The organism is Christiangramia fulva, assembly GCF_003024155.1.
In the GTDB taxonomy this organism is placed as follows: Bacteria; Bacteroidota; Bacteroidia; order Flavobacteriales; family Flavobacteriaceae; genus Christiangramia; species Christiangramia fulva.
The window spans coordinates 3,494,855-3,520,763 of the sequence record NZ_CP028136.1 but is presented as its reverse complement, the minus strand read 5'-3'; the positions used below and the strand labels follow the sequence as shown (position 1 = coordinate 3,520,763).

Sequence of the window (25,909 nt, the reverse complement as noted above, 5' to 3'; positions counted from 1 at the left end):
GTTAAAATCTGTATTTGATACTCAATAGCGCATAGGCAGGGACAAGACTAATCCGTTTCTGATACGACTTAAAGGAATTAATACTTTGTAATAGATATTCACGCTCGTTTAATAGATTGTTCAATTGAACGGTTCCTGACCATCTGCTTTGCTTGGGTTCGTATACGATATTTGCGTTCATAAAGGTGTAATTTTCTTTGTTTAAAACGTAAAGTTCATTGTTGAGATTGAACTTTATAGATTCAAAAATCTTTATATCGAAGTCAGCAAAGACTTTCGATGTTTCAAAAGAATTAGTTTCATCTCTAAGCTCGGAAGAAGAATAACGATAGGCAAAACCACTTGAAAAATTAAACCATTTATCAAAATAGGAACTCACGGAAAATGAATAATCTCCTGAATAATTCTGAAGCTTAAGCTCACTAGTTTGATCAATAGAAAATGGAGACTGAATGAAGCTCTGGTTGGTTTCTACCTTAGTTGCCAGTTTAAGCTTACTGAAATAGTTAGTTAAGATCAAATTAGCTAAGGTATTTTTACCGTTAGGTGAAGGTATGAACTCATTAAAAATAAAATTTTCATTTGTAAATGCTCCCGGAGCATATCCAGAATGAGTTATAGTATGTAAAGCAGAGGCATTTATTGAGAACCCTTTAATATCATTATATAAACTATAGTTTAAAGAAAACACAGAGTTTCCCAGTTTTTTGATATCATCAGAACCACTGATAAAATCCTGATACGAATTCAGCGCATAATTAGGTAAAAGTAATTGCAACTCAGGTAATTCTTCCTTAAAACTATAACCTAATCGAACTACTCCCTTATTTTTCAATTTATGCCGTAAAGTGAAATTGGCATTTTTAAGAAGATATTCGTCACCATTAAACCAACTCCTCTTGAGAGAAATACCTCCCCTTAGGTAATTATCCTGGGTGAGTTTAAATTTTAAGGAATTACTTATTGCTACAAAAATATTATCAATTTTCAGGTTATTAGTGTATCCTTCAAAACTTTCTTCCTGTTCAGTAATAAGACTGCTTTTTGCAGTTTCTACCTCATTATGAATATGTAACTGCAAATGATTTTCCCATTTTTGAGATTTGGTAAGCAGGGTGCTTTGCAAACCATAATAATTGAACTTATTGCGAACATCCTGATAAAAGGTTTCATCGATTTCCTTCTTAAACAGCTCACTCAAACTTGGATAAATAATTTCTGCACTTTCTTTAGAATCACCATACCCGAAATAAAGGTAATTGTTCAATGCGCTTTTTTTAGTAACCAAATATGTATGTTCTAAATGGTTGTAAAACTTTTCTGAATTAATATCATTTTGTTGTCTAATCTCTTGATCACTTAATGTGATGCTATTCAAGGCATCGTGAGGATTCATATTGTAACTTACAGTATTAATGAGGTAATTGCTAGAGTTGGGGGTAAATTTAATTTCTAGCTCCGTATCTCCTATTCTATTGTTATTCTTATAACTGCTGGTTTCAAAAAAAGTAGTGCTGTTCGCACCCGTGAAATATTCGGTCTGAGCCTGATAATCTTGCGTGGTTATGTCTGAAATAACAGTTACATCCCCTCTTAAAGATAGTTCATTATTCATTTTAGTGGATAATCCGATTGAATGCAGCATGGATGTGTTGAAAATACTTCTGTTATTGAAAATATTTTCTTCTTGTTCATCAATCGAAAAAATAGTTAATGGCTGTTTCTCGATCTTTTGAAACATTTGGGATAGATCGATTACTGTTCTTTCACTTTGTAATAAGTTGGCTGCTTTGTTCCCGGTATTATTAGCATTACTAAATTCTAATAATTTAATTCGCTTTCTAAGTAATCCCAAGGTTAAGGCTGTTTCATATCGGTTTTTCAAACCGTACCCTCCGGAAATATTACCAAATAAGACATATTTGAATTTATCCTTGAGCTTTAAATTAAGAGCTACTTTTTCAGAGCTTGATAATTGTTTAAAAATAGGATTTTCTTCATAATTTTCTAAAATCTGTACTTCTTCGAGGGTTTCTGCATCTAGATTCTTAGATAGAATTTTATAATTTTTATCAAGTATATTTTCTCCTTCCACTAAAAGGCTTTCAATAGGCTTACCATGGGCTTTAATACTTCCGTCGGGTAAAACTTCAATACCAGGCAATCTTTTTAAAAGGTCTTCAACCGTTTGTTCCGTATCGGTAGCATATTGTGAAACACGGATAAACGTGGTATCAGAATTTATTCTAATTTTTTGATGACCTTCAACAATTACTTCTTTTAAAGACTCCGCTTTTTCTTCCAATTCGAAATCCAGAGCCTCCAACATTTTTTGATCGGCAATTGTTACTTCCTTTTTAATAGATGAAAATCCTAAACTGGAAGCTTCAATAATTATTAACTCGTTGTTTTTTATAAAATTTAAATGATAATGTCCATTTTGGTCGCTGTATGTATAGTCAAGAACTTGATTTTGTGAATTCCTCGCTTGTAATAGAACTGTTGAAAGAGGTTGAAGTTGCTTATCCCTAATAGTTCCCCGAATAACCATTTCCTGCGCATAATTGCTTCCGCAAAGGAGAAATAAAAAAAGTAGGAGAATGTACTTCATTAAGGATGGATAAAAATAAAACCCCATTTTACATGGGGTTCTTGTGTATAATAAGAATATTGTATTAATCAAATATTTCAACGCTAAGGGTTTCAATACCCCCAGGATTAACCGTCACATCACCACCCATTTGTTTTGCAATAAGAATAGCTTTTGTCTTATTACGTTCAACTAATTTATCTAGGGTTTGCTTGTATTCTTCAATTGAAATATATGGATATTGACTATCTACTTTAGGTTTATCCATCGGTCCGACAGTAAGATTTCTCTCTAGCGGATATTCAACAGATTTAAAATAAAGATACATCTCCTTCTTATCATCGTATGCTTCTAGAATTAAGCCTGGCAGCCCTTGTAGTTTCCATGGACCATAGGGTAATGGTATTGCATCAGTATACCATGCCGTATAATTTTTTCCTCTAAAAGCACCGGTTGCTTTATGGCAGGTAAGATCACCGAAGGTTTTTGTTTCAGAACCTAACTTCCAATCTATTTGGGTTCGTTTCTCTCGTCCGTAAACTGGTTCTTTATATTTTTTATTCCACCACAGACTGTCTTTTTTACGGTTATAGTAAACCTGCTTACCTTGCGGTAGTGTATGTTTTCCTAGGTAAATTTGTTTAGTTCCATTTACCTCTTTGATTTGGTTTTCTTCTAATTCCATCTGCTTTTCAAGAGAATCTTTAGCTGAAACGTAATAGGATGCTTCTTTATTAAAAACTAGATATGCATTAAAGTCGAGACCGACTGGACCGCCTTTTCCCGGACTCTCAATGTGACCATAATAAACAATACCCTTATCCTGAGCCTGGCAAACCGTAATTGAGGTTATAAAGAAAAAAAATAATAAAAATCTCATATTATTATAGTTGTATTTAATTGAAAAAAACCCTTCCCCTGGTAATAAGAGGAAGGGCATGTTGTCTAGGCGCATAAAGCCATTGCTATTCCCACAAGCTGAGAGGTACTACATGTATCGCAACTTACAGTGTAAGAAGATCCATCCTCACAGTTTACGATGATTTCAGCCCTTACGACGTCAATAGTTGTTTCAGCTTCCATGGTTTCCATGCTGCTTCCGATAACTTCAGTCTCGAGATTCGAAAACTCTGGTTTTGCTTTGTCATTAGCGGCAAAAGCTCCCATAGACATAAGTCCAAATGCTGAAAGTAAAAATAACTTTCTCATAATTTAAATAATTTGTGATTAGTAATGGTCTAAAACAAAGCATTCATTTACCGGAACATAGTTAATCATTGTTATTTAATGTAAAAAAGTGTTAATCAAGAATGATAGCGTCAGTTGATTCGGAGCGAGAAGGGAAAGCAACTTCCATAAACCCAGTTGATGGCCATTACAGTGGAATTGCTTATGAAACGGGCATGATACTAATAGTGATTAGGTTCATGTTCTGCCTCCCATGAATTGAAGTAAAAAAAGCATTCCATGGTTGAGTGGTAAAACAAGCAAGCAAGAGGGTAACACGCGATGCGATGTTAAGCACTCCTTTCTGTTTTTAGTACGCTCATATTCAGCGTATTGTAAAAAATATAAATTCCCGACTTTCTACACTTTGCGACAAATGCCCTGTGAATGCCCATTTTTAGGGAAGGATTTGCGACAAATCGGCGAATTATGGACTCATTTATCGGCATCAGGTTTAAAAAGAAAACGGCAAAACGTTTTCAGGAATTTTCAAAAACACTTCAAATCACACACTGAAGCATTAGATACAATGCTTGACTTTTTCTTCTACAACGAAATTTCCCCAAAGGAAAAACTAGGGCCTACGGGAAGGACAATCGAAGCTTCAATCAAGAAGCGAATCAATGCGGTGATTGCCATTATGAGGGATATGGAAAAGAGCCAGACCAAACCCACCGTCGCAATGTTGGAATCTCTTTTCCAAACCGAGGAACCCAAAAAGAAGCCCTTGATTCTGGAAAAGAAAATCCTTCAAGAAAAGAATGAAGTAGGTTTTCGGGAAAAGCTAAACGACAACAGCGAACTCTAATTTTTGAGCTATGTACATCACCATCACACCCCAAAAATTAGGGAACAATTACTCACAAAGTTCAGCGGATTTTGTGGGCTATCTGGAGAAAGAAAACCAGGGCTTGGAACAGGGAGCTATGGAACATTTTTTCAATCAATATGATGAGGGAATATCAGCGGATGAAGTTGTAAAGGAAATTGATGGAAATGGTGCCAAGCTTAAAAAGACCGAGCCGAAATTCTATTCGATTACGGTCAGTCCTTCCAAATATGAACTGAACCGGTTACAGAATAACAGCGAGGATCTAAAGAGATACACCCGTGAACTGATGAAGGACTATGTGGCATCCTTCAATCGGGAAATCAACGGAAGACCGATTAACATCGATGATATAAAATATTACGCCAAAATAGAACACCAACGAACTTTTAAGGGAACGGATTGGCAGATTTGGGAAAACCAACCCTTTGCTACCAAAATATTGCAGCTCAAAACTGAAATCAGAAACGTTAAAGAGGGGCGAGCTGAAGGCAATATTAAACTATTGCAGAATAAAATTGACCGATTGGAAAAGGAGGCTCCGCAGCAACAAGACGGGAAGCGAATTGTCCAGGGGATGCCAAAGGCAGGAAATCAAAGCCATATCCATATCATCGTAAGCAGAAAAGACGTATCCAATACCTTTAGCCTTTCACCCGGGAGCAAACATAAGGCCTCGGAAGTCGAGATGCACGGTAAGAACATAAAACGGGGCTTCGACCGGGATAAGTTTTTTGACCGGGCAGAAAAGACCTTTGACAGAACTTTTGGCTACCAAAGAAACTTTGCCGAAACCTATCAGGCTCGCAAGGATTTTATCAGAAACCCTAAAATCTATTTTGCTTCGCTTATGAAATTGCCGACCAGTGAAAGAGCGATTGCCTTTAGAATAATGAAAGAAAGTGATGTTCCAATGTTACCAAGTATTCCGGTTACACAGGCACAACTGGCAATGAAAGTATTTAATCGCTTAAGACGTGGTGTGGACATCGCTATAAAATCAAGTTCAATAGGTATCTAAAGGGAAAAGTCTAATGCAACTAGCTAATCCACTACACATACTTTTAATGATCGTTTTGACAATTTCAGTATTTTACGCACTGTATCGGTTATCAAAATATGCCTTTTTGATAAACATCATGCTGCTCTTTGGAATACTAGCCTTTACGTTTTATCCTCATAATGCGATAAAAGCATTACTTTATTTAGGCTGTCCTTTATTGTTGGTCAATACGGTATTTTACGTTTTTCGGCATAAACCGGATTTAAAGCAAAATACCTCTGAAAAATATCGGGTAACTTTTAAAACAGACAAGAAAAGTTTTAAAATTGAAAACATCAGACGCGGTGCATCCATTATTGGGTCTGCCGGAAGCGGAAAAACCGAAAGCGTCGTTTACGGATTTTTAAAACATTTCCAGGAACATAACTTCTGTGGGGTTATTCACGACTACAAGGATTTTGAACTTACCGAAATGGCCTACCCGCTATTTAAAAATCCGGATATTCCTTTTCGTATTATCTCCTTTGACAAAATTATTCATAGGGTCAATCCCATTGCACCCCGGTATCTTGAAAACGAAGAAAGTGTGAATGAGATTTCGAGAGTACTTATTGAAAATCTTCTGGAACAGCGGGAATCGGGAACTACGGGAACCTCTAAATTTTTTAACGATGCAGCTGAAGGACTGATTGGCGGATTGATCTGGAAACTGAAAACATCCTATCCTAACTTTTGCACTTTACCCCATCTAATCGCTATTTACCAATTTTTGGATACCGATAGTCTCATAAAATTTTTAGAGACCAACACAACATCCAGGGCAATGGCAGACGCGTTTATTAGCGGCAAAGATTCTGAACGACAGACTGCTGGAGTGAAAAGTACTCTGGCCAATGCTCTGAAACGCATAAGCACCCAAAATATTTTTATGGCCCTGTCTGCAGATGAAGTGCCATTAAATATTAATAATCCGGAAAATCCTGCTGTAATTTCAGTCGTGAACAATCCAAAATTTGAAACATCCTATTCTCCTGTTATTGCCGCGATTATCCATACGGTTATTAAACAAATGAGTGTGCGCAATTCTAAGCCGTCTTTCTTGTTGATGGAAGAAGCACCAACCATTCGGTTATTGAATATGCATCGCATTCCGGCTACCTTGAGAAGTTACGATATAGCGACCATTTACGTAATGCAGGACAAGATTCAAAACGATATGATGTATGGTGATAAAGCTAGTAAAGCAATTTTAAGTAACCTTTCCTATCAATTTTTCGGGAAGGTGAATGATCCAAACACGGCTAAATATTATGAACGCTTCTTCGAAATAGTGAAAAAAGAAACTACCAGTATCAACCGAGGATACAGCCTTGATTTTGATACCCGAATTACTATCGGGGAACGGGAAATTCCTAAAATAAGGGCAGATGCCTTTTTTCGTTTAAAGCAGGGAGAGTTTATTACCTATGCGGATGGGGAGGATAAAAAGGTCCAGTTCAAACTTCCTGATATTTCAAGACAGCTTCCTGAGAAATATAGAATATTTTCGCAGGCTGAACTAAAGGAGAATTTTAATAAAATTTATTCTGAAGCAAAGTCTATTTTTGGTGAATGAAGACTTGCCTAAAGATTCCTTCTTCCAAAATTCCCGGACTGGAGCAAAAGAAAAGACATGAAATTGGCCCTAAAGTCGGACTTTTTATTGCCTGATCAACATGGTTATCCACCGATAGAACGAGATGAGATTTGTGAGGAAATCTTTGAACAAGTGGAAAATTTTAAAAAAAATAGAGCGGTGTAAACGAGTCTTTAAATTGTAGTTTGACTGTGCTTAAATTGACCGATCTCATTCTATTAAATAGGATAAATAATCTATATCGATATAATAAAAAGTGAAAATTGTAAAAAGGAGTAATAACATTATTAGTACAAAGTATAACACACCAATGATAAACCGAAGGTTTAATATTTTATGCTTAATTTTTTTAAAATCTGATTTGAACCCCTCATAAATTACTCCATAAGATTTTTGAATCGTTAGTTCTTCGTCGTTAACGTCTTTACAAAGGCATTTTACATTATAAGCGGTCATTCTTAGGATTAGAAAAGCTATAATTGTATAGAGTAAATATGCCGCAAGTATGAGAATTAAAAATTCAGGTTGATCCTTTACCTTATAACTTGCGAATACGGTCGCCCCAAACGTAAGAGGGAATGATATTACTTGCTTACCAATCGAATCTATATTTCGATCGATAGTTTCAAAATATTTCCCTCTCTCTTCTTTAAATTCTGATTTGATTTTATCAAAAGCAAAATTTGAGACGTAGGTTTCATAATCTCTTTTAGCGAGATTCAGAAGACTATTATGTTCTCTGATAATTTCATTATACCGTTTTTCTTCAGGAGTATTATGTACTCCTGCTATTACAATCTCCTTAAAAAATTGTATAAATTCTTTCTTTTCAAATTGTTCTTGGAATCGGCTGAATAAGCCGTTTAGATTCACGTTCTGAAAGAAAGTAACATCAGGCAAGTTGTATCCTACATTAAATACGCCGTGGGTTTTACTTATCAGGGTAAATTGATTATCTGTATCGCTCTTATATGGAGTAAATTCCGGGGTACGTAAGAAGTAGTCCAAAATCTGATGATACTCATGAATATTGTAAATGACAGCATTGCCTTCGTCATAGGTGTCATATTCTTTCTTCAGGATATGATGTCCGCTACTATTTAATATAATTATATTTTGAAGAATGAAGTTCTTTTTTATGCGGTCATATTTTTGAGAAAAATCATTCGTGCCAAAAAAAAAGCTGACATTGGTAATTTTACAAGAAGATAACTTAATTTCAATTGAACCTGCCACCAGCGTGTTCACCTCATAAAAAACATTTTCAATATTTGATATTGCTTCCTGAAAATCAGACTTAATATTTAGTATCAATCTACTACCATCATATCTGGGTGAACCAGATTTAAGGTTCTTATTATAACATTCTAAAAATGTATCAATATTTTTATTTCCGGTCTTAGTATTGATCATATTGCTCCTGCATAGAGTTAGCCAGTTCTTCGGAATTTATAATCACCTTACCATTTTTTATTTGCACTCCATGTTGCCCAAATTGATCAAAGTCAACATTTATATTAATTCCTGGAACTGATGCCTTTATGGAAATCAACGATTTCCATTTCGGTGCGTCTCTTTTGAATTCAGAATCTATAGTTATCCCGTTAGAATCGGCAAAATCTCGAAGAGAATTTCTGTTTTCTTCGCCATAGAAAGTAGCCCCTAGTTCAAATAAATTAACACGCTTATCTTTTCTATTGTTTACCTGCTCAAATATAGCTTTATTGAATTCTCCGCGACTAAAAAGTTCTTTGCCCTCTTCGTCCACTGGTAAAGGAATTGTTTTAATTAGCTTAATCATGTTTTCAGTATTTACAGAATTCTTAATTAAGCCTGCTGCAAGTACCCAATCTTTAAAATAACCTGACACTTCCCCGTCTTGTTGAGTGGTTATTAAAGCTAAATAATTGCGATCATCTGATTGGGAATTGTAGATACTGAAGTTAAGCCTCACTCCCATCGCTATTTTCTCAATATTTATGTTTTCAGTACTATCTAAAACGTAAGCCCCTTCCTTTTTAATAATGTTTATCCCGGATTTTTTTCTAAGCAGTATTACTGAAAGATATCTGACTTTTTGAATAGTATAATCCGCGAAGAGATAATATCCCCCTACCGCAAAAGGTTCTTTGGCAACCTTTTCTCTCAATATATCTAAAGAATGTGTAAATGAGGAAAAATTATCATCTGATGGATTTTCTATATAATCCTTTAGTGTGAGGGTAAATTTATTTTCTTCATCTTCCTTAAAGGATGCATTTTTTAAGCTTGGACTGATATTTACTGCCTTATGGACTTGTTCAATAAGATTTAAAGCAAATTCATTTTTTTCCAACGGCTGGTCGGAGTAATCAATATCAGCCATCGTTTTTTTAGCTTCTTTTTCTAAATAATGTATGGCAATTTGTCGGATTTCTAATTCCATAAAGTGGAGGGTTTCTATCATTTAGGGCCACTAATGTAATTTAAAATCACAGCACTCGAAAATCGGATAGCAAAATGTTAAATTAAAATGGTTCTTCCTCCCGCGGTTTCTGCTCTGTTACCTTCCACTGCCCATCTTCTTTAACTAACTTGAAAATGCTCGGTTTTTCTTCGAACGAAGTAGAATAGCGCACCCAGGCTACGTCACTATTAATGGATCCTCAATGACTTCAAAGTTGATTTCGGATTTTTCATCTTCAGCAAATAAATCCTGGAGGCTTGATAAAATGGCATAACTTTCGGTGGTGGTATGTTTTTTCAGGGTAGCATTGTCCTTGTAGTAGAAACTTTCTGCAACAATTTTAGCGGTCTCTGTGTGGGCCATTTTCTTTTCATTACAACCTACCAAAGCTAGAATGACAGAATAAAGGAGGATTCTTTTCATGACGCTTTTTAATTAGGATTATTGATATGTTTATGTGGTACTTTTAATTTAATATTTCTCCCGCCATTTTTTTCATTCAGTTCCAGTACTACCCTACGGTCATCTCCCAAAGAAAATTTTGGTAGCACATAGATCAGTTTCTCTGTTTCACCTTCTTTGACTCTAGTGGGCAGACCATATGTAAATATTGGTTCTTGATAAATGGTCTGAGAAGATTTCTTTTTACCTTTTTGCCTGGTCTCAATTCCCACATTCAGAAAATTTAAATCATAATCCAGGGACGATTTATTTTCTATATGGATAACGAAATACAGTTCTTCTTTATCAAATACAATATTTTCAACAGTTAAGACGATATCCTGATTCCGTTTTTTTAGCCCCCCTATTTTCTGTTTGCGTTCAACCAGAAAGGAGCAAAATTTGTCGTAGTAGTAGGTTTTGTCGCTTTCTTTAGGCTCTTCCTTGGTTACCCGCGATTCACCGATGACCTCAGGTTTTTCATTGCCTATGGTGTCAGATTTTAAAACAAAATAATTCAGCTGATCAAGGTGTTCCTTATATTTTAAAATATAAGAAAAAATAGAGCCGTTTGAGTTGATTACCAGAAGATTACTTTCTTTTCCGGGTTTGGCCTGTAAGAGTCCAAAATGCTGTTCCGCTTCCCGGTTATATGTAAAAACAAAATTGTCAGAACCTGTTATTCCCTGCCTTATAGGTTTCGGAAAGAACAGAGCCACATTCTTTTGGTCATTTGCAAAAATGGTGTCGAGGATTTTTCTTTCTTGTGCCAAACTGGGGTGAAATGCACAAGCGGTGAGGAACAATAGAAATAATACATTTGTTTTCATAAACCTGGTTTTAAAATGAGTTTGTAATCATTGAGTACGGTTACTTTTACGTTCCGGTTGTTGCGCCTAAGTACCTTGGTTATTCCACTAATTTGTGGCACACTTGGAATGTTTATGTCCTGAATAATATCATCCAGGACTTCACTGGTTGCCTCGGCGCGGAAACTGTTTTCCACGTAAATACCTTCGCTGCCATCCTGGAGGTCGAACGACTTCAGGTTTACCGGATGATGGTCTATATTTTCAACTTCGACCAGTGTCCTGTTCGGCTGAAAACTGATAAAACCATAGACAACAGTATTTTTGGGAATCCATTGATCATTGATCTTTGCAGTGGATGTCAAGCGCATCCGGAGTCTGGAATTGGCTTTTACGACCTGGTTTCCATCCACCACAGCATATACAACCGAAGGGATATCCGAAGCAATAAGCTTACTATCTGAAGTAGGGGAGGAGGCAAAGAACAGTTGATGCTCCAATCCCATCTCTTTGGTCTCGATTTTCTGCTCTTTCTCTGTCTCCTCACTTGCCACTCGAGCAGTGGGGGTATCTAATTTTTGTTCTGGACTGAATTCCTGGTGTATTCCTTCTGAATATTTTATACGTCCGGATTCATAGATACTGTCAACAATCCTTTCCTTTTCCTTTTCGGTTAAATCTGAGTCATAAAAACCCAGGGAATCTATCAGCTTCTCATCGTAGATACTGGGAGCGTTGGTTTCCCGCACTTCCCTCAAATCATTTATGGCATCAAGTTTAGAATCGTATTCCTTCGATTCCTGTTCTAGTTCAGGCACCAAGGTTTGTTTCAAATTTTGGCTTTCACTTTTGTCATCGCCAAGAATCATAAGCGAATAGGAAATTAGAAATATGAATATTACTGCGATTACAGTCCCAAACACTATTTTATTCTTCTTAATTTTCATTATCTAGTTTCTTTAAAGTGTTTTCAAAGTAGTTGGTGATAAGCAACCCGTGTGGGTTGTTTGGGAAATTTCGATCTACAGTGATCAGGTTTCCTGTGGAAACCAGCTCATAAGTGTCAATTACAGATCCGCGGTTGATCTCAAAAATTGTTGTGGTTTTAAAGCTGTACTTTTCTTCTTGTTCCTCCAGTTCAGAGTTAACACTAAGTACCTTTTGAACCAGTGAATATTGAATTAATCTGTTGTAAACACCATCAGCTTTCTTCTGACGGTATAGATTATCGACAGAGCTATTTCCCAGCCAAAGTGCTTTTTCAAGATTTTTCTCATAATTGCTGGCATCGATGTTATAGAAGTAATTGTGAAATAACTCCAAATGTGCCAGTGCTTCCACCTTGAAGTTTTCTTTTTGGGAAACCAGTTTTAACGGGATTACCTCTCCGTTTGTATTAACCGCAAAGGCACTGTTTAGTGCTTTTTTATTGATTGAAAATGCTATCCATCCCGAAAAGATGCTCGAAGAGAATGCGCAAATAACTACAGCAATAATTACAAACCTGTTTAACTTTAACACGGAATATATATTTTGATAAGGTGTTTTCATGATGTAAAAAGTCTTAGTGTAAAAGAAGTTGCCCGCCTGTAAAGTTTAAACTTCAGGAAAAAGATAAACCCGATGGATCCCAGTTCAACTACCGGGGCAAAAAAATCACTACCCACGTCAGTACCGAAAAGGTTCGTCCAAAAATTGGTATTAATTTCCGTGTATATGGCATTAATAAAAACGTTTACCAGGAAAAATGCCGGAACGAGCATATATTTACGTGCTGCTTGTATTATTTTCCACAAGTGGGATGCAGGCGCAACATGAAAACCACCAGGCCGAAAAGGTGGCAACACAAAAAAAAAGGTGTTAAGTCCGCATACCAGTACCATGGCCATAATTGATGGCGCTCATATTCATATAGATTATTCTTCACCACGCGTGCGTGACAGGATAATTTTTGGCGGACTGGTTGGCTACAACACAGTTTGGCAAGCTGGGGCACACAAAGCTACCTGGATAGAAACCAGTAAGGATTTGCTAATTGGTGATAAAATATTGCCTGCCGGGAAGTATGCTTTTTTTACAGTTCCCGGAAAAGAAAATTGGAAAGTCATGTTCAATTCCCGTTGGGATCAGCATGGAAAGGATGAATATGATGAAAAAGAAAACGTAGTTGTTTTGGAAGTTCATTCTGAGACGCTGGAGAATGTCCAGGAGGCGCTGACTTATGAAGTTGAAAAAATAGAAAGTGATGAAGGAGCAATTTCTCTCACCTGGGAAAGAAAGAAAATTAGTATTCCTTTTCAGGTCAGGACCGAGTGACAGTGAATGAATGACTAAGCGTACAACCTAAAGAACTAACTAACCAACCATCAACCATGAAAAAGGAAATTTTAATTGACAGGAATTCGATCAATATTGAAAATCATAGAGTTATTCAGATTAAAAATGTGGTTTGCCAGCGATGCAAGAGGAGCGTAAGAGAAATATTGACTGCATTAAAAATTCCTTTTAAGAGAGTGTCTTTGGGAGAAGCAGAGTTGGAAAGGGATCTCTCTGATCTTGAGTTCCCGTTGCTCCAGGAGCAATTGCACAAAGTGGGATTTGAGCTTATTTTTGAAAAAAATGAGCGACTGGTGAATCAGATAAAATCAATAATAATTGCGCGCATTTACAAGGAGGAAGATTTTGGAGAACAGAAGATTTCAGATCTGTTGATCAACCGTTTGCACTACGATTATAGTCATCTTACTCATATCTTTACCAAACTTGAGGGAAAGAATATTCAGAAGTTCCATAGTGAAGTAAAAATAGAAAGAATAAAGGAGCTATTGGAGTATAACGAGCTTACTATTTCAGAGATTGCTCATGAGATGGGATATAGTAGTGCTACTTACTTATCAACTCAGTTTAAAAAGCCTACAGGTGTAATTCCGTCAGATTATAAAAATAAAGAAGAAAAACGAAAAATAGATTTGAATAGGTTCTGAGGTAAAACTGAAATTGAACCGCTTGGATTATCTGAATTTGTAGATGCTGTTTTTTCAGCTTCAGAATCTTCATTCACCTATATTTCCCAGGAGCAACATTTTCCTTTTTTTCCTCTACACAGGAAATTGTGGTGAAGGCCAATAAGGATAAATAAAAAATACTAAATGTTTTTGTGAATTTCATTATTTGAAATTTTTATTATTAAGGTGCTTTGAAATCTTTTCTGGTGTAAATGGATAAATCCTGTGCTCAAATCTTTACTCAAATTAAACCAATCCAAAAAATAACTAGTTTCGTTCTATGGCGAACTCCCCTTTACAATTTTTTTCTAAAATTTTTATGAGGCATGTCCTATATGGTGATTTACGTTCACAGGCAGGATTTTGCACAAAATGAGAAAATTTTCTGCCATTCATTTCTCAAAACATGATATATGTCATGTTTTAAAGAGTAAAAAATATATAATTTTGGAAATATCGCTGGTAAAAAAGCCGGCTTTTAATTCATAAAGCAGTCAAAAATCTCTTTTTGGCGTAAAAGGAAGGAACATAGTGAAATCTTCACTCTACAAAATATCATCTTCGGCTCTGGCATTTTTAATGTTCCTGTCTACAATGTCTTTTACCGTACATCAACATTTTTGTGGTGATTTTCTTGTGGACCAATCAGTCTTTTTTGAAGCTGATACCTGCGGAATGGAACATGATTCCGGAGTAGCTGATGAGAAAGGTTGTTATGATGATTCTATAGCTATTGATGGTCAGAAAGATTTGAAGATACCCTTTTACGATCTTAGTTTTGATCAGCAAGTATTTCTTGTAAGTTTTGCTTATTCATTTAGCGGGCTTTTTGAAGAACTGCCTGCGAAAGATATTCCTTATACTAAGTATATACCTCCCTTAATCGTTCAGGAAATCCACATATTGAACGAGACCTTCTTAATTTGATTCTGAATTAATAATTAGGCTCTGGTGCTTTACCGCCGGAGCAGAGTTTTTTTTGATGTTGCAACCGTGCAGCTTCAAAAGAGTATTAATTCAGAATTAAAACGAAATGCTTAATAAAACTATAAAGTTCTTTTTAGAGAACAAATTGGTGACCGCTTTACTTACGGTTGCCTTAATGGCCTGGGGAGTAGCTACAGCACCTTTTAACTGGAACCTTGACTGGATGCCAAGGGATCCCGTTCCCGTAGATGCTATACCCGATATTGGTGAAAATCAGCAGATTGTCTATACGGAGTGGATGGGCAAATCGCCCCAGGATATTGAAGATCAAATCACCTATCCCCTCACTACTACACTTTTAGGAGTTCCTGGAGTTAAAACAGTACGCAGTAGTTCCCTCTTTGGCCTCTCTAGTATATATATAATTTTTGAAGAAAATGTAGAATTCTACTGGAGCCGGTCCAGAATTTTAGAGAAGTTGAATTCTCTCCCTGCCGGCACCTTGCCACCCGGCGTTCAACCTGCATTAGGACCGGATGCCACAGCCCTGGGGCAGGTTTACTGGTACACCCTGGAAGGTCGGAATCCTAAAACAGGAGAGCCAACCGGAGGATGGGAGCCTCAAGAGCTTCGCTCTATTGCAACAGGCTTAAATCACAAATAGCAGGAAAGACCATCAAAAATGAAGGTCTAGTCAATTGGCCTAACAGGCTGACTTAAGCTTCAGGGTGGAAGGAGATAAGAACTGGTTTTAGTTAGAAAAAAAACAGGTCCTAAATTATGTTCAGGAACGTGATATCTCTGAAGGTATCCTGAGAAGGGAGATATATTTCATCGATGAACAACAGCCTTTGGATGAAGTTGAATGTGATTTAAAGATTCAATTTAAGAATCAGTCTTTTACATTTTTCGATAAATCAATTAAAGTAATTGAATATTTATAAAACTAAGGTAAATAGATGAGAATACCCAAACCATACAGATGTAAAAAAATATTTAATTTTTAACATTAGTGAGCATTATCATATTTAAAAAAATAACATTTTAGTTAACTTGTTGATATACTATCTAAATAAATTGTTTAATAATTAAAAATAAACTAAAATGAAAAATCACCGGTTGTGGATGATCATCGGATGTGTTTTACCTCTTTTGCTCATCTTTCTGGCGCCATCAATAGGATTAGGTGGCGATGTCTGGCTGTTTACATTTATCATCGTAATGTTCGCCATTCATTTAATGATGCCTATGCGGCATGGAGATCACACTCACGGCTTATCTGATGAGAACTTAAGGGAAAAGAATAACAGCAAAGATCAGGTAAAAAAGGAACCTCAAAAAAAATAAAGCTATGCACGATTATGATGGATTTTGGGGAGGAATGCACCTCATTTGGTGGTTTATCTGGATAGCCTTTCTTATTTGGGTTTTCCTGATACCTACACAGTGGGGAAAAAGAACCAGAAGAGACGAACCGCTGGATATTCTAAAAAGGCGATTTGCACGGGGTGAAATTTCAAAGGAAGAGTTTGAAGAACAAAAGAAAGTATTAGAATCGAATGAATAAATTAAATTCCAATATTATGTATCAATTAAATGTAAAAAAATTCGGTTTGGCCCTTGGCCTCACAGGAGCGCTCCTTTATCTGGGGTGTATATTAGTGATGGCCACTATGGGCCGCGAAGGAACAGTACTATTCTTTAACAGCCTCTTACATGGCCTGGACACCTCCACTATAATCCGAATGGATATACCCCTTTGGGAAGCCGGTTTAGGTCTGGCTCAAACTTTCATTATTGCCTGGCTTATAGGGGCTTGTGTGGCTGGATTTTACAATGTGACAGTAAAGGCCAAATAATTCGGGAGCTACTTCAATAGCGACATGAGTAGGCTGCTTTTTATCAATTATTCGCAACAACAGCTCACAATGTGGAAGAGTTATAAGATATTAAGTACAGGTTTGACCATTATAGGGTTTACCAGCGATTTCTCCGGTTGGATGAAGTCGCCCGGACCCGATCTGCTGCTCCGGACATGCTGGTGAAAGGCAACAATCTCATAATTCTTCTATTAAATTCAAGGAGCATAAAAAAAGAAAGTTGAATAATCATTAAAATTTCGAACAATGGAAAGTATAACTCCTTTAAAAAATAGTCTTAGGTCGAAAGGGAATCTTGGGAGAGAGGTTGTGATTGTAACAGGAAGCAGTGGAATGATTGGCTCAGCTTTAATTCACAAGCTTGCTAAAAAATACGACGTCGTGGGATTTGATCAGGATGGTTATCCTTTTCCACCGGTAGAAGCCGAATGTGTTTGTGTGGATCTCACAAGTGATAGCCGAATGGCCTTTGCTTTTGAAAGGATCCGTTATGCCTACGGTAACAAAATCGCCTCAGTCGTACACCTTGCGGCTTATTATGATTTTCTGGGGAGACCCTCTGATCTGTACGACAAAGTGACTGTAAAAGGTACTGAGCGTTTGCTTAAATACCTGCAGGATTTTGAGGTTGAGCAATTTATCTTCTCGAGTAGTATGTTGGTGTATAAACCTTCATCTCCCGGGGTGAGAATAACAGAAGATTCGCCTCTGGAACCTAAATGGGATTATCCTAAATCGAAGGTTACAACTGAAAAAGTAATGCACGAAAAACGGGGTGAAATTCCTATAGTGATGATGCGTATAGCCGGAGTTTACAGTGAAGAGGGGAGTTCAATACCCATCACCAATCAGGTTCAGCGAATTTACGAGAAACAAATTACAGCAAAACTATATCCTGCCAATACAGCCCATGGCAGCACCTATGTACACCGGGATGATGTTATCGATGCGATGACTTTAGCTGTTGAAAAACGAAAAGATCTCCCAGCCGAAGTAATCCTGAATATTGGGGATGATGAAACCCTCACTTACCAAGAACTCCAGGATATAATAAGCACTGAAATCCATGGAAAAAAAATGCCCATTATCGGCATTCCAAAGTGGTTTGCCAAAGCCGGGGCATTTATGCAAAATCTGTTCGGCAAAGCTTTTATAAAACCCTGGATGATCGATCTCGCAAATGACCATTTTGAGATGGACAGCTCCAGAGCGCAAAAATTGTTGGGCTGGAAACCCGAACATAGTCTTCGTGATACTTTGCCAAAAATGGTAAAAAACTTAAACGACGATCCAAAGAAATTTTATCGGGAGAATCATTTGAATAAATGATCAGGAATGCAGATTCATTAACCAAAATTCAATCGTATTATGAAAAAAAATGATCCTTCCTCAATGGCCCACCCGGGTAATGATGATAAATCTTCAAAAAAGGTTCAGTACACCTGTTCTATGCATCCTGAGGTCCTGAGTGATGAACCGGGCAAATGCCCGAAATGCGGAATGACGTTGGTGAAAAAGGAGGAAGCAAAAAACGAAATGTCAGGCCACAAAATGGAAGGTATGGGTTCACGGGGCGTCACCCGTCCAATGATGCACATGGAAAGCCGCGAACACAAGGATATGGGTGGCATGAAAATGAGTACAGAAGATCGTATGAAAATGCTGGTGAATCACCACAAGCAAACGCTTTGGGTTTTTTGGGCGGTGGTATTACTGGGATTTTGGATGATCATTTCTCCCCTCACTTTTGATTATGGAAAGAATGTGGTTGAACCCAGTGGCGGAAGAGATGTATGGTTAACTCTTGCCGATAGGATAGCTGCAATGCGCTGGAGCGATATTATTAGCGGAATACTATTGGTGTATTTTGGATGGCGTTCTCTTAAACCAAACCGCCCCTACAGCGTCTGGATATGTTGTTTTATTGGGGTGTGGATCAGTCTAGCTCCCTTTGTTTTCTGGGCGCCAACTGCTATTGCTTATTATAACGGAACCATGGTGGGCGCCTTAATTATTGCGCTGACCATTCTTATTCCGGGGATGCCAAACATGATCACATTCATGAAAATGGGAGGCGATGTACCTATGGGGTGGAGTTATAATCCTTCAAGCTGGCCCCAACGTTCGATTATGATTGGGCTGGCGTTTTTAGGATGGTTAGCCTCCAGGTATCTGGGAGCCTTCCAGTTGGGATATATAGACTATGCCTGGGATCCCTTTTTTGATAACGGCACCATGACCGTTCTAAATTCTGATATGTCTCATTCCTTTCCTATATCTGATGCTGCCCTGGGGACCTTTGCATACACTCTGGAATTTCTGATGGGATTTATGGGCGGCACGTCCCGTTGGCGCACCATGCCCTGGATGGTAACTCTTTTTGGAATTTTGGTCATTCCACTTGGATTCGTAAGTATTTTTTTGATCATTTCTCAGCCGCTGTCGGTAGGCGCCTGGTGTGCTATCTGCCTCTTTTCAGCTATAGTTATGCTTCCAATGATCCCTTTGCAAATTGATGAGGTAATCGCAATGTGGCAACATATGGTTCAAAGAAAACAAAAAGGAGATTCCCTATGGAGGGTGTTCTGGAAAGGTGGTGAAGCATTATCCACAGAAACAGATGTACGCTCCCCTGAAATAGCAGAATTGAATGATAATCCCTGGAAGGTATTTAAATCTTCAATCTGGGGAATGAGCTTCCCCTGGAGGTTGACAGTATCGACCTTTTTAGGAATCTGGCTGATGGTCTTTCCTACAGTCTTCGGAATTGGAATAGAAACTCCGTTTGCCGATTTGAATCATCTGGGTGGGGCTCTTGTAATTGTATTTGCTGTGATGGCCATGGCTGAAGTTATTAGAAGCTTACGCTACTTAAATGTTTTACTCGGGCTGGTATTGGCCGTGATGCCGTGGTTTATTGAAAGTGTGAGTTTAGCGTTCATGTTAAGCACAAGTATAACTGGAATTTTAGTAATAATTCTCTCTTACTCAAAAGGAGAAATAAAGGAAACCTATGGACTTTGGGATAAATATGTTGTTTAAGACGGTTCACTGTGAAACGTAAATTAACCCACCATTCCGAAACAAAGAGATTTATAATCAATGATTAACCAGAAAATCTAAGATAATGAAAAAGATAGCAGTAGTAGGATACGGGGTTATTGGCAAAAGAGTTGCCGATGCCATTGACAAACAAGATGATATGGAGTTAACCGGCATTTGTGATATCATAAGTGACTGGCGCATAGAAAATGCGGTAAGAAAGAACTACGATATTTATAGCGCCACACAAGAAGCAGAAAAGGAAATGAAAAATGCCGGATTCTCCGTTAAAGGCGGAATGACAGAGCTTTTAGATCAGGTGGACCTGGTTGTGGATTGCACCCCTAAAAAAGTTGCCGCAAAAAACGTTGAACGATACAAAAGTCAAGGTAAAAAATTTATTGTACAAGGAGGTGAAAAGCATGAAACTGCGGGCCATTCATTCAGTGCCGAAAACAATTACCAAACCGCTCTAAACATAGATGCTACGCGGGTGGTTTCGTGCAACACCACCTCCATTTTAAGAACTCTTACGGCCCTCAAAAGAGCAGATCTATTACTAAGTGCCCGCGGTACTCTATTGCGAAGAGCAACAGATCCCTGGGAAAGCCATATGGGGGGAATCATGAATACAATGGTTCCTGAAAAAGATATTCCCAGTCATCAGGGTCCCGATGCTCAAAGTGTAGATCCCGAACTGGATGTTATTACTGCTGCAGTCAAAGTACCTGAAACCCTGAGCCACATGCACTATTGGAATGTAAAACTGAAGAAAAAGGCCTCAAAAGATGACGTTTTAAATGCTTTTAAAACCTCGACAAGAATAAAGATGATCCGGTATGACCAGGGTTTGGTTTCCAATAACACCATTAAAGAATTTTTTCTGGATATGGGTCGACCTTGGGGAGATATGTACGAAGTAGCACTTTGGGAAGATATGTTGAAGGTACAGGGGGATGAACTGTTTTATGCATATGTAGTAGATAATCAGGCGATTGTAATCCCTGAAACTATTGACGCCATAAGAGCACTCACAGGTCTTGAAAAGAATGCTCAAGATTCTATTATAAAGACTAACCGTATTTTAGGAATATAATTAATCCTTAACGGAATAAATAAAAAACTAAGATTATGAAAGAAATAAAAGCATTCATTCGGCCAAATAAAATCAAGGAGGTGATTTCTTCCTTGAGAAGAGAAGGACACTGCTGTTTAACAGTCTTCGAAGGAGAAGGAACCGGAGATTATACTGATCCCGAAAAAGAATGGCCTTCCCTCAAACTACCATTCCTCCACAGCAAGATGTTTAAACTGGAAATCGTTTGTGAGAATAGTAAAGTTGAGGCTATTTGTGAAATCATTCGTCAAAATGGCAAAACAGGAAAGAGTGGTGATGGTTTAATATATGTTTCTGATGTGCAGGATACATTTAAAATAAGAGATACCAAAAACGATAATGTGAAGTAACTAATAATGTGAAATTATGAACAATATACTCGTACCTACCAATTTTTCTGAAAATTGTCGAAAAGCAGAGGAGCTGGGGCTCAAAATGGCCGAATTTTATAACTCGGAAATCCATTTCTTCCATTTGATTAAAACTCCCGTAGACTGGGTTCGACTGGACAAACAGAAGGAAGATCGATATCCTGAAACAAAATTAGAGATTGGCAGTGCAAAAGCCGATTTGAGAGAGTTAGAAAAAAAAGCAGAGGGACAAGGACTCAAATGCAGGACCTTTTTGGAATTTAATGGTGAGATCAACAACATACTAAGCCACTGCGGTCATTTTGAACACGACTTTATAGTTACCGGTAGTAGTGGCACAAAAGGAGGAATTCGTGAATTACTTGGAAGCAACGTGGAAGAAATAGTGAGAAAAGCCGAGGTGCCTGTCATCGTAGTCAAAGATAAGGAAGTTTCTTTTCCTTTTAAAGATATTTTATTTGTCTCAGATTTTAAAGAAGATGTGACAGAAGAATTTCAACACGTAAAATCACTTGCTGAAAAATGTGATGCCCGCGTCCATTTATTAAAGGTAAATACTATAACCGATTTTAATAGTATTGAGCAGGGTCTGCAACCTATTAAAGATTTTCTTAAAAATTTTCCAGGGTTCACCGCTTACACAATGAATGTCTATAACGAATCGGGTGTAGAGGAAGGCATAAATGATTTTCTGGCATACAAGAATGTGGATCTTATTGCTATGTGTACTCACGGACGTACGGGATTTCTAAGCCTCTTCTCCAGTAGCACTGTTGAAAAGATAACCAACCATTCTGAATTGCCTGTAATGACTATAAAAATGTAACTATGAAAAAATCAGTCATGGTTCAAAAGTCTTCGGGTGAGTATGAGGAGTTCCGTATTGACAAACTCATCAATTCCCTGAAACGGTCTCAGGCAAGCGATAGTTTAATTCAGCAAATACTTGAACAAGTTGAAAGCCAGCTTTATGATGGAATTACCACAAAAACGATCTATCAGATGGCATTTAAAATTCTTAAGAATAAAGCAAGGGTAAATGCTTCAAAATACAAGCTCAAAAATGCCATTATGGAATTAGGGCCATCAGGATTTCCCTTTGAAAAATTTGTTGGTAAGATTTTGGAGATGGAAGGCTTTAGCGCAAATGTGGGAGTTATTGTTCAAGGTAATTGTGTACAGCACGAAGTTGATGTTATCGCCCAAAAAGGCGACAAACACTATATGATTGAATGTAAATACCATAGCGACCAAGGCAGGTTTTGCAACGTGAAAATCCCGTTGTATATCCATTCCCGTTTTTTGGACGTGGAAAAGCAATGGGAAAACCAAAAAGGTCACAGGGCTAAACTTCACAAAGGTGGGGTGTACACCAACACGCGTTTCACAACCGATGCCATTCAGTACGGAAAATGTGTTGGATTACTGATGACCAGTTGGGATTATCCAAGAGGAAATGGCCTTAAAGATAGAATAGACCAATCTGGCCTGCATCCATTAACAGCATTAACAACCCTTACCAAAGCTGAAAAAACAAAATTATTAGATGAAGGTATCGTGCTCTGCAAAGAGCTTCACGAAAATCCCGAATTACTAGATAAAGTAGGAATTCCCAACTCCCGACACAAAAGAATTCTGGAAGATTCACTTGAACTATGCAAAATCTAATCCTACAACAACCAATGAAAACTAATCAAATAAACATCCACTTTTTAGGGGCGGCAGGTACAGTAACCGGCTCAAAATATTTAGTGAATACGGGAGAGAGAAAGATACTCATAGACTGTGGCCTTTTTCAAGGTTTGAAGGAATTACGCCTTAAAAACTGGGAGTATCCACCATTTGAAGTTTCAGAAATTGATATGGTATTGCTCACACACGGTCATATGGACCACACAGGATATCTACCCAGATTGGTAAAACAAGGCTTCAATGGTCCCATTTATGGTACGAATCCTACTTTGGACATTGCAAAAATCATTTTGAATGATAGTGCAAAAATTCAGGAACAGGAAGCCGAACGTGCCAACAAAGAAGGTTATTCCAAACATAATCCTGCGGAACCGCTTTACGATTTAAAGGATGTAGAAAAAACCATTCCGCATTTCAAGGGCATTCCACAAGCACAATGGATTACGTTATTTGATGGTATCAGGGCTCGCTTCCAGTACAGCGGGCATATTCTGGGTGCAACTTATATTGAGTTGGATATTTATAGAAAACGCTTTGTCTTCTCTGGAGACATTGGTAGAACCAATGATTTATTGCTCTATCCACCCCTTAAACCAAAAAAAGCGGATATACTTTTCGTTGAGTCCACTTACGGAGGAAGGTTTCATCCTGATGAAGTAGAAGCGCTTCCAAAAATTGAAAAATTAATCAACGATACCATCAATAGAGGTGGCAGCTTATTTATTCCCAGTTTTTCGGTAGAGCGTGCCCAACTAATGATGCTTATCTTTTGGAAATTACTCAAGGAGAACAAAATCCCTAAAGTTCAAATGATTATGGATAGCCCAATGGGTGCCAACGTATTAGAACTGTTTCATAGAACTCGTGATTGGCACAGATTGGAAGAGAATGAATGCGATGAAATGTGTTCGCACTTTACAGTAGTAAGTAGTTATCGTGAAACAATGGAATTACGAACTGATAACAAACCAAAAATTGTAATTGCAGGGAGTGGAATGCTCACAGGTGGAAGAATGCTCAACTATCTTGAAACACAGGCACAAAATCCGAATAACACCTTGCTTTTTGTAGGCTATCAAGCTGAAGGCACACGTGGTAGAAAGCTGTTGGAAGGTGAGAAAGAACTAAAAGTCTATGGAATATGGGTGCCTTTCAATATGCAGGTCGCTGAAATTGAAGGTCTCTCGGCACACGGAGACCACGCAGAACTTATAGAATGGATGGGCGACATTAAAAATAAGCCCGAACGTATATTCATTGTCCACGGTGAAAAAGAAAGTGCAGAAGCATTACAAAAAGGTATCAAGGAAACCTATGGATGGAATACAGAAATTCCGCAATTATACACCATCGAAGAAATAGAATAAATCCCAGCAATCAATAAAATAATGGACCCACACTCAAACATACTAAAATACAAACATCTCGGGATTTACACCCAAAACGAATATGTAGTGTATATGCGTGAGGATTGCCACGTCTGTAGTTCTGAAGGGTTTGTAGCACTAACAAGGATCAGGATATCAAATGCAACCACCTCAATCGTCGCAAGCCTTAACGTTTTGAGTTCCGGCCTTCTTTTACCAAATGAAATAGGCCTTTCGGATGCTGCAGCAAAAAAACTGAATGTTTCCCAAAATGAAATGCTGTATGTTTCCCATTTGGAGCCTATTGAATCGTTAAGCCACGTAAGAGCTAAAATCTATAATCAAAAACTGGATTTTAAAGCCTATAACAACATCATCAACGATATCGTAGAAGGCAATTATTCTAACATTCACCTATCGGCATTTATTACAGCCTGTGCGGGCGACCGAATGGATATTGATGAGATAGCAGACCTTACTAAAGCGATGATAGCTTCAGGAAAACAATTGGATTGGAGTAAAGATATTGTGGTCGATAAACATTGTATTGGTGGTTTACCAGGCAATAGAACAACCCCATTGGTAGTAGCTATTGTTGCCGCTTATGGACTTACAATGCCTAAAACTTCGTCACGTGCCATCACTTCACCAGCTGGTACAGCAGATACAATGGAAGTATTGACCAATGTAACGCTCTCTTCCAAAGAAATAAAAGCTGTAGTCGAAAAAGAAGGAGGATGTTTTGTCTGGGGAGGTACAGCGCAATTAAGTCCTGCCGACGATGTGCTCATTAAAATTGAAAAAGCTTTGGATATCGATAGTGAAGGTCAGCTTATAGCTTCTGTACTTTCTAAAAAGGCTGCAGCAGGATCCACTCACGTTGTCATTGATATTCCAAGTGGTGAAACCGCCAAGGTTCGCAGTACTGAAATGGCTCTAAAATTAAAAAATCATATGGAAACCGTTGGCACTGCTGTTGGGTTGAAGGTAAAAGCTGTGGTTACTGATGGCACGCAGCCTGTTGGAAGGGGAATCGGTCCCACGTTAGAAGCTATTGATATATTAAAAGTTTTGAAAAATGAAGCTGATGCACCTAAAGACCTAACAGAAAGAGCATTGCTTTTAGCCGCTGAACTATTTGAGCTTTCTGGAAAAGAAGAAAAAGGATTGGGACTGGAAACAGCACGTCAAATTCTCAAATCTGGAAAAGCATATGAAAAGTTTATCGCCATTTGTAAAGCACAAGGTCGCTTTTCAAAACCAGTTTTAGCACCTCATAAAATTGAAATTACAGCCGAAAGATCCGGAATTTTAAAAAGAATTGATAACCGAAAAATCGCAAAGCTCGCAAAGCTTTCAGGAGCACCTCAATCTATTTCGGCAGGAATTCTATTAAACATCCATTTGGGAGAACAAATAGAAAAGAATCAATTGCTATATACTTTATATGCTGAATCCAAAGGCGAACTTAACTATGCATTGGAATATAAAAATAACCATAACGACATCATAACCATAATTTAAACG

25 protein-coding genes and 4 pseudogenes are annotated in these 25,909 nt (G+C 37.7%); 19 read left to right on the top strand and 10 right to left on the bottom strand.

Going from position 1 to position 25,909, the window contains the following annotated elements:
- Window position 1: 1 nt before the first annotated feature.
- From C7S20_RS15785 to C7S20_RS15775, 3 genes are all read right to left on the bottom strand, one after another.
- Window positions 2-2,611: a carboxypeptidase-like regulatory domain-containing protein gene (locus tag C7S20_RS15785; RefSeq protein ID WP_159039957.1), complete on the bottom strand. Its 2,610-nt coding sequence runs from the start codon at window positions 2,609-2,611 to the stop codon at window positions 2-4.
- A gap of 64 nt (window positions 2,612-2,675) precedes the next feature.
- Complete coding sequence (locus C7S20_RS15780) at window positions 2,676-3,470, bottom strand: GLPGLI family protein (protein ID WP_107014274.1); 795 nt, start codon at window positions 3,468-3,470, stop codon at window positions 2,676-2,678.
- A gap of 65 nt (window positions 3,471-3,535) precedes the next feature.
- On the bottom strand, window positions 3,536-3,799 hold the full coding sequence (locus C7S20_RS15775; RefSeq protein ID WP_159039956.1) for a hypothetical protein: 264 nt from the start codon (window positions 3,797-3,799) through the stop codon (window positions 3,536-3,538).
- A 447-nt stretch (window positions 3,800-4,246) separates the two neighbouring features.
- Here C7S20_RS15775 and C7S20_RS15770 point away from each other — a divergent pair.
- The 4 genes and pseudogenes from C7S20_RS15770 to C7S20_RS19970 all read left to right on the top strand — a co-directional run.
- A pseudogene (locus C7S20_RS15770) lies at window positions 4,247-4,625 on the top strand (BfmA/BtgA family mobilization protein).
- Between the two features lie 10 nt (window positions 4,626-4,635).
- Entirely contained in the window at window positions 4,636-5,667 is a 1,032-nt protein-coding gene (gene mobB, locus C7S20_RS15765; RefSeq protein ID WP_107013372.1) for a MobB family relaxase, read from the top strand.
- 13 nt (window positions 5,668-5,680) lie between these two features.
- Window positions 5,681-7,264: a type IV secretory system conjugative DNA transfer family protein gene (locus tag C7S20_RS15760; RefSeq protein WP_107013371.1), complete on the top strand. Its 1,584-nt coding sequence runs from the start codon at window positions 5,681-5,683 to the stop codon at window positions 7,262-7,264.
- A 48-nt stretch (window positions 7,265-7,312) separates the two neighbouring features.
- Window positions 7,313-7,450: pseudogene (locus tag C7S20_RS19970) on the top strand (hypothetical protein); the annotation flags it as partial.
- Between the two features lie 45 nt (window positions 7,451-7,495).
- Here C7S20_RS19970 and C7S20_RS15750 read toward each other — a convergent pair.
- The 7 genes and pseudogenes from C7S20_RS15750 to C7S20_RS19815 form a co-directional block, all read right to left on the bottom strand.
- Window positions 7,496-8,698 carry a hypothetical protein gene (locus tag C7S20_RS15750; RefSeq protein ID WP_107013369.1) on the bottom strand — a complete coding sequence of 401 codons (1,203 nt, stop codon included), beginning with the start codon at window positions 8,696-8,698 and terminating at the stop codon, window positions 7,496-7,498.
- On the bottom strand, window positions 8,685-9,710 hold the full coding sequence (locus tag C7S20_RS15745; protein WP_159039955.1) for a nucleoid-associated protein: 1,026 nt from the start codon (window positions 9,708-9,710) through the stop codon (window positions 8,685-8,687). The genes C7S20_RS15750 and C7S20_RS15745 overlap by 14 nt, the downstream gene beginning before the upstream one ends.
- A 198-nt stretch (window positions 9,711-9,908) precedes the next feature.
- Window positions 9,909-10,154 carry a hypothetical protein gene (locus C7S20_RS15740; protein ID WP_227009034.1) on the bottom strand — a complete coding sequence of 82 codons (246 nt, stop codon included), beginning with the start codon at window positions 10,152-10,154 and terminating at the stop codon, window positions 9,909-9,911.
- A gap of 8 nt (window positions 10,155-10,162) precedes the next feature.
- Window positions 10,163-11,002, bottom strand: a complete 840-nt coding sequence (locus C7S20_RS15735; RefSeq protein WP_107013367.1) for a DUF4138 domain-containing protein — start codon at window positions 11,000-11,002, stop codon at window positions 10,163-10,165.
- Window positions 10,999-11,928 carry a conjugative transposon protein TraM gene (traM, locus tag C7S20_RS15730; protein ID WP_107013366.1) on the bottom strand — a complete coding sequence of 310 codons (930 nt, stop codon included), beginning with the start codon at window positions 11,926-11,928 and terminating at the stop codon, window positions 10,999-11,001. The genes C7S20_RS15735 and traM overlap by 4 nt, the downstream gene beginning before the upstream one ends.
- A complete protein-coding gene (locus C7S20_RS15725) occupies window positions 11,918-12,532 on the bottom strand; it encodes a conjugal transfer protein TraK (RefSeq protein WP_107013365.1) in 615 nt (204 codons plus the stop codon). Before C7S20_RS15725 ends, traM begins: the two co-directional genes overlap by 11 nt.
- A pseudogene (locus tag C7S20_RS19815) lies at window positions 12,529-12,756 on the bottom strand (hypothetical protein); the annotation flags it as partial. The gene C7S20_RS15725 and the pseudogene C7S20_RS19815, both read right to left, overlap by 4 nt.
- Window positions 12,757-12,862: 106 nt before the next feature.
- Here C7S20_RS19815 and C7S20_RS15715 point away from each other — a divergent pair.
- The 15 genes and pseudogenes from C7S20_RS15715 to C7S20_RS15645 all read left to right on the top strand — a co-directional run bounded on the left by C7S20_RS15715 (window position 12,863) and on the right by C7S20_RS15645 (window position 25,906).
- Entirely contained in the window at window positions 12,863-13,297 is a 435-nt protein-coding gene (locus C7S20_RS15715) for a DUF2911 domain-containing protein (protein ID WP_107013364.1), read from the top strand.
- 56 nt (window positions 13,298-13,353) lie between these two features.
- Complete coding sequence (locus C7S20_RS15710) at window positions 13,354-13,965, top strand: helix-turn-helix domain-containing protein (protein ID WP_107013363.1); 612 nt, start codon at window positions 13,354-13,356, stop codon at window positions 13,963-13,965.
- Window positions 13,966-14,517: 552 nt separating this feature from the next.
- Window positions 14,518-14,913: an HYC_CC_PP family protein gene (locus C7S20_RS15705; protein ID WP_227009032.1), complete on the top strand. Its 396-nt coding sequence runs from the start codon at window positions 14,518-14,520 to the stop codon at window positions 14,911-14,913.
- 106 nt (window positions 14,914-15,019) lie between these two features.
- Window positions 15,020-15,553, top strand: a pseudogene (locus C7S20_RS15700) (efflux RND transporter permease subunit); the annotation flags it as partial.
- A 464-nt stretch (window positions 15,554-16,017) separates the two neighbouring features.
- Window positions 16,018-16,260 carry a hypothetical protein gene (locus tag C7S20_RS15695; protein WP_107013362.1) on the top strand — a complete coding sequence of 81 codons (243 nt, stop codon included), beginning with the start codon at window positions 16,018-16,020 and terminating at the stop codon, window positions 16,258-16,260.
- Window positions 16,261-16,264: 4 nt separating this feature from the next.
- Window positions 16,265-16,480, top strand: coding sequence for an SHOCT domain-containing protein (locus C7S20_RS15690; RefSeq protein WP_107013361.1), 216 nt, complete (start codon window positions 16,265-16,267; stop codon window positions 16,478-16,480).
- 16 nt (window positions 16,481-16,496) lie between these two features.
- Window positions 16,497-16,772 carry a DUF5676 family membrane protein gene (locus C7S20_RS15685; RefSeq protein WP_107014271.1) on the top strand — a complete coding sequence of 92 codons (276 nt, stop codon included), beginning with the start codon at window positions 16,497-16,499 and terminating at the stop codon, window positions 16,770-16,772.
- A 267-nt stretch (window positions 16,773-17,039) separates the two neighbouring features.
- Window positions 17,040-18,122: an NAD-dependent epimerase/dehydratase family protein gene (locus C7S20_RS15680; RefSeq protein ID WP_107013360.1), complete on the top strand. Its 1,083-nt coding sequence runs from the start codon at window positions 17,040-17,042 to the stop codon at window positions 18,120-18,122.
- 39 nt (window positions 18,123-18,161) lie between these two features.
- Window positions 18,162-19,835 carry a vitamin K epoxide reductase family protein gene (locus C7S20_RS15675; RefSeq protein WP_107013359.1) on the top strand — a complete coding sequence of 558 codons (1,674 nt, stop codon included), beginning with the start codon at window positions 18,162-18,164 and terminating at the stop codon, window positions 19,833-19,835.
- 85 nt (window positions 19,836-19,920) lie between these two features.
- On the top strand, window positions 19,921-20,931 hold the full coding sequence (locus C7S20_RS15670; protein ID WP_107013358.1) for a type II glyceraldehyde-3-phosphate dehydrogenase: 1,011 nt from the start codon (window positions 19,921-19,923) through the stop codon (window positions 20,929-20,931).
- 35 nt (window positions 20,932-20,966) lie between these two features.
- On the top strand, window positions 20,967-21,302 hold the full coding sequence (locus C7S20_RS15665) for a P-II family nitrogen regulator (RefSeq protein WP_107013357.1): 336 nt from the start codon (window positions 20,967-20,969) through the stop codon (window positions 21,300-21,302).
- Between the two features lie 16 nt (window positions 21,303-21,318).
- Window positions 21,319-22,149, top strand: a complete 831-nt coding sequence (locus tag C7S20_RS15660) for a universal stress protein (protein ID WP_107013356.1) — start codon at window positions 21,319-21,321, stop codon at window positions 22,147-22,149.
- 2 nt (window positions 22,150-22,151) lie between these two features.
- Window positions 22,152-22,991, top strand: a complete 840-nt coding sequence (locus tag C7S20_RS15655; protein WP_107013355.1) for an ATP cone domain-containing protein — start codon at window positions 22,152-22,154, stop codon at window positions 22,989-22,991.
- Window positions 22,992-23,005: 14 nt separating this feature from the next.
- On the top strand, window positions 23,006-24,382 hold the full coding sequence (locus C7S20_RS15650; RefSeq protein WP_107014270.1) for an MBL fold metallo-hydrolase RNA specificity domain-containing protein: 1,377 nt from the start codon (window positions 23,006-23,008) through the stop codon (window positions 24,380-24,382).
- A 21-nt stretch (window positions 24,383-24,403) separates the two neighbouring features.
- Window positions 24,404-25,906 carry a thymidine phosphorylase family protein gene (locus C7S20_RS15645; RefSeq protein ID WP_107013354.1) on the top strand — a complete coding sequence of 501 codons (1,503 nt, stop codon included), beginning with the start codon at window positions 24,404-24,406 and terminating at the stop codon, window positions 25,904-25,906.
- Window positions 25,907-25,909: the final 3 nt, after the last annotated feature.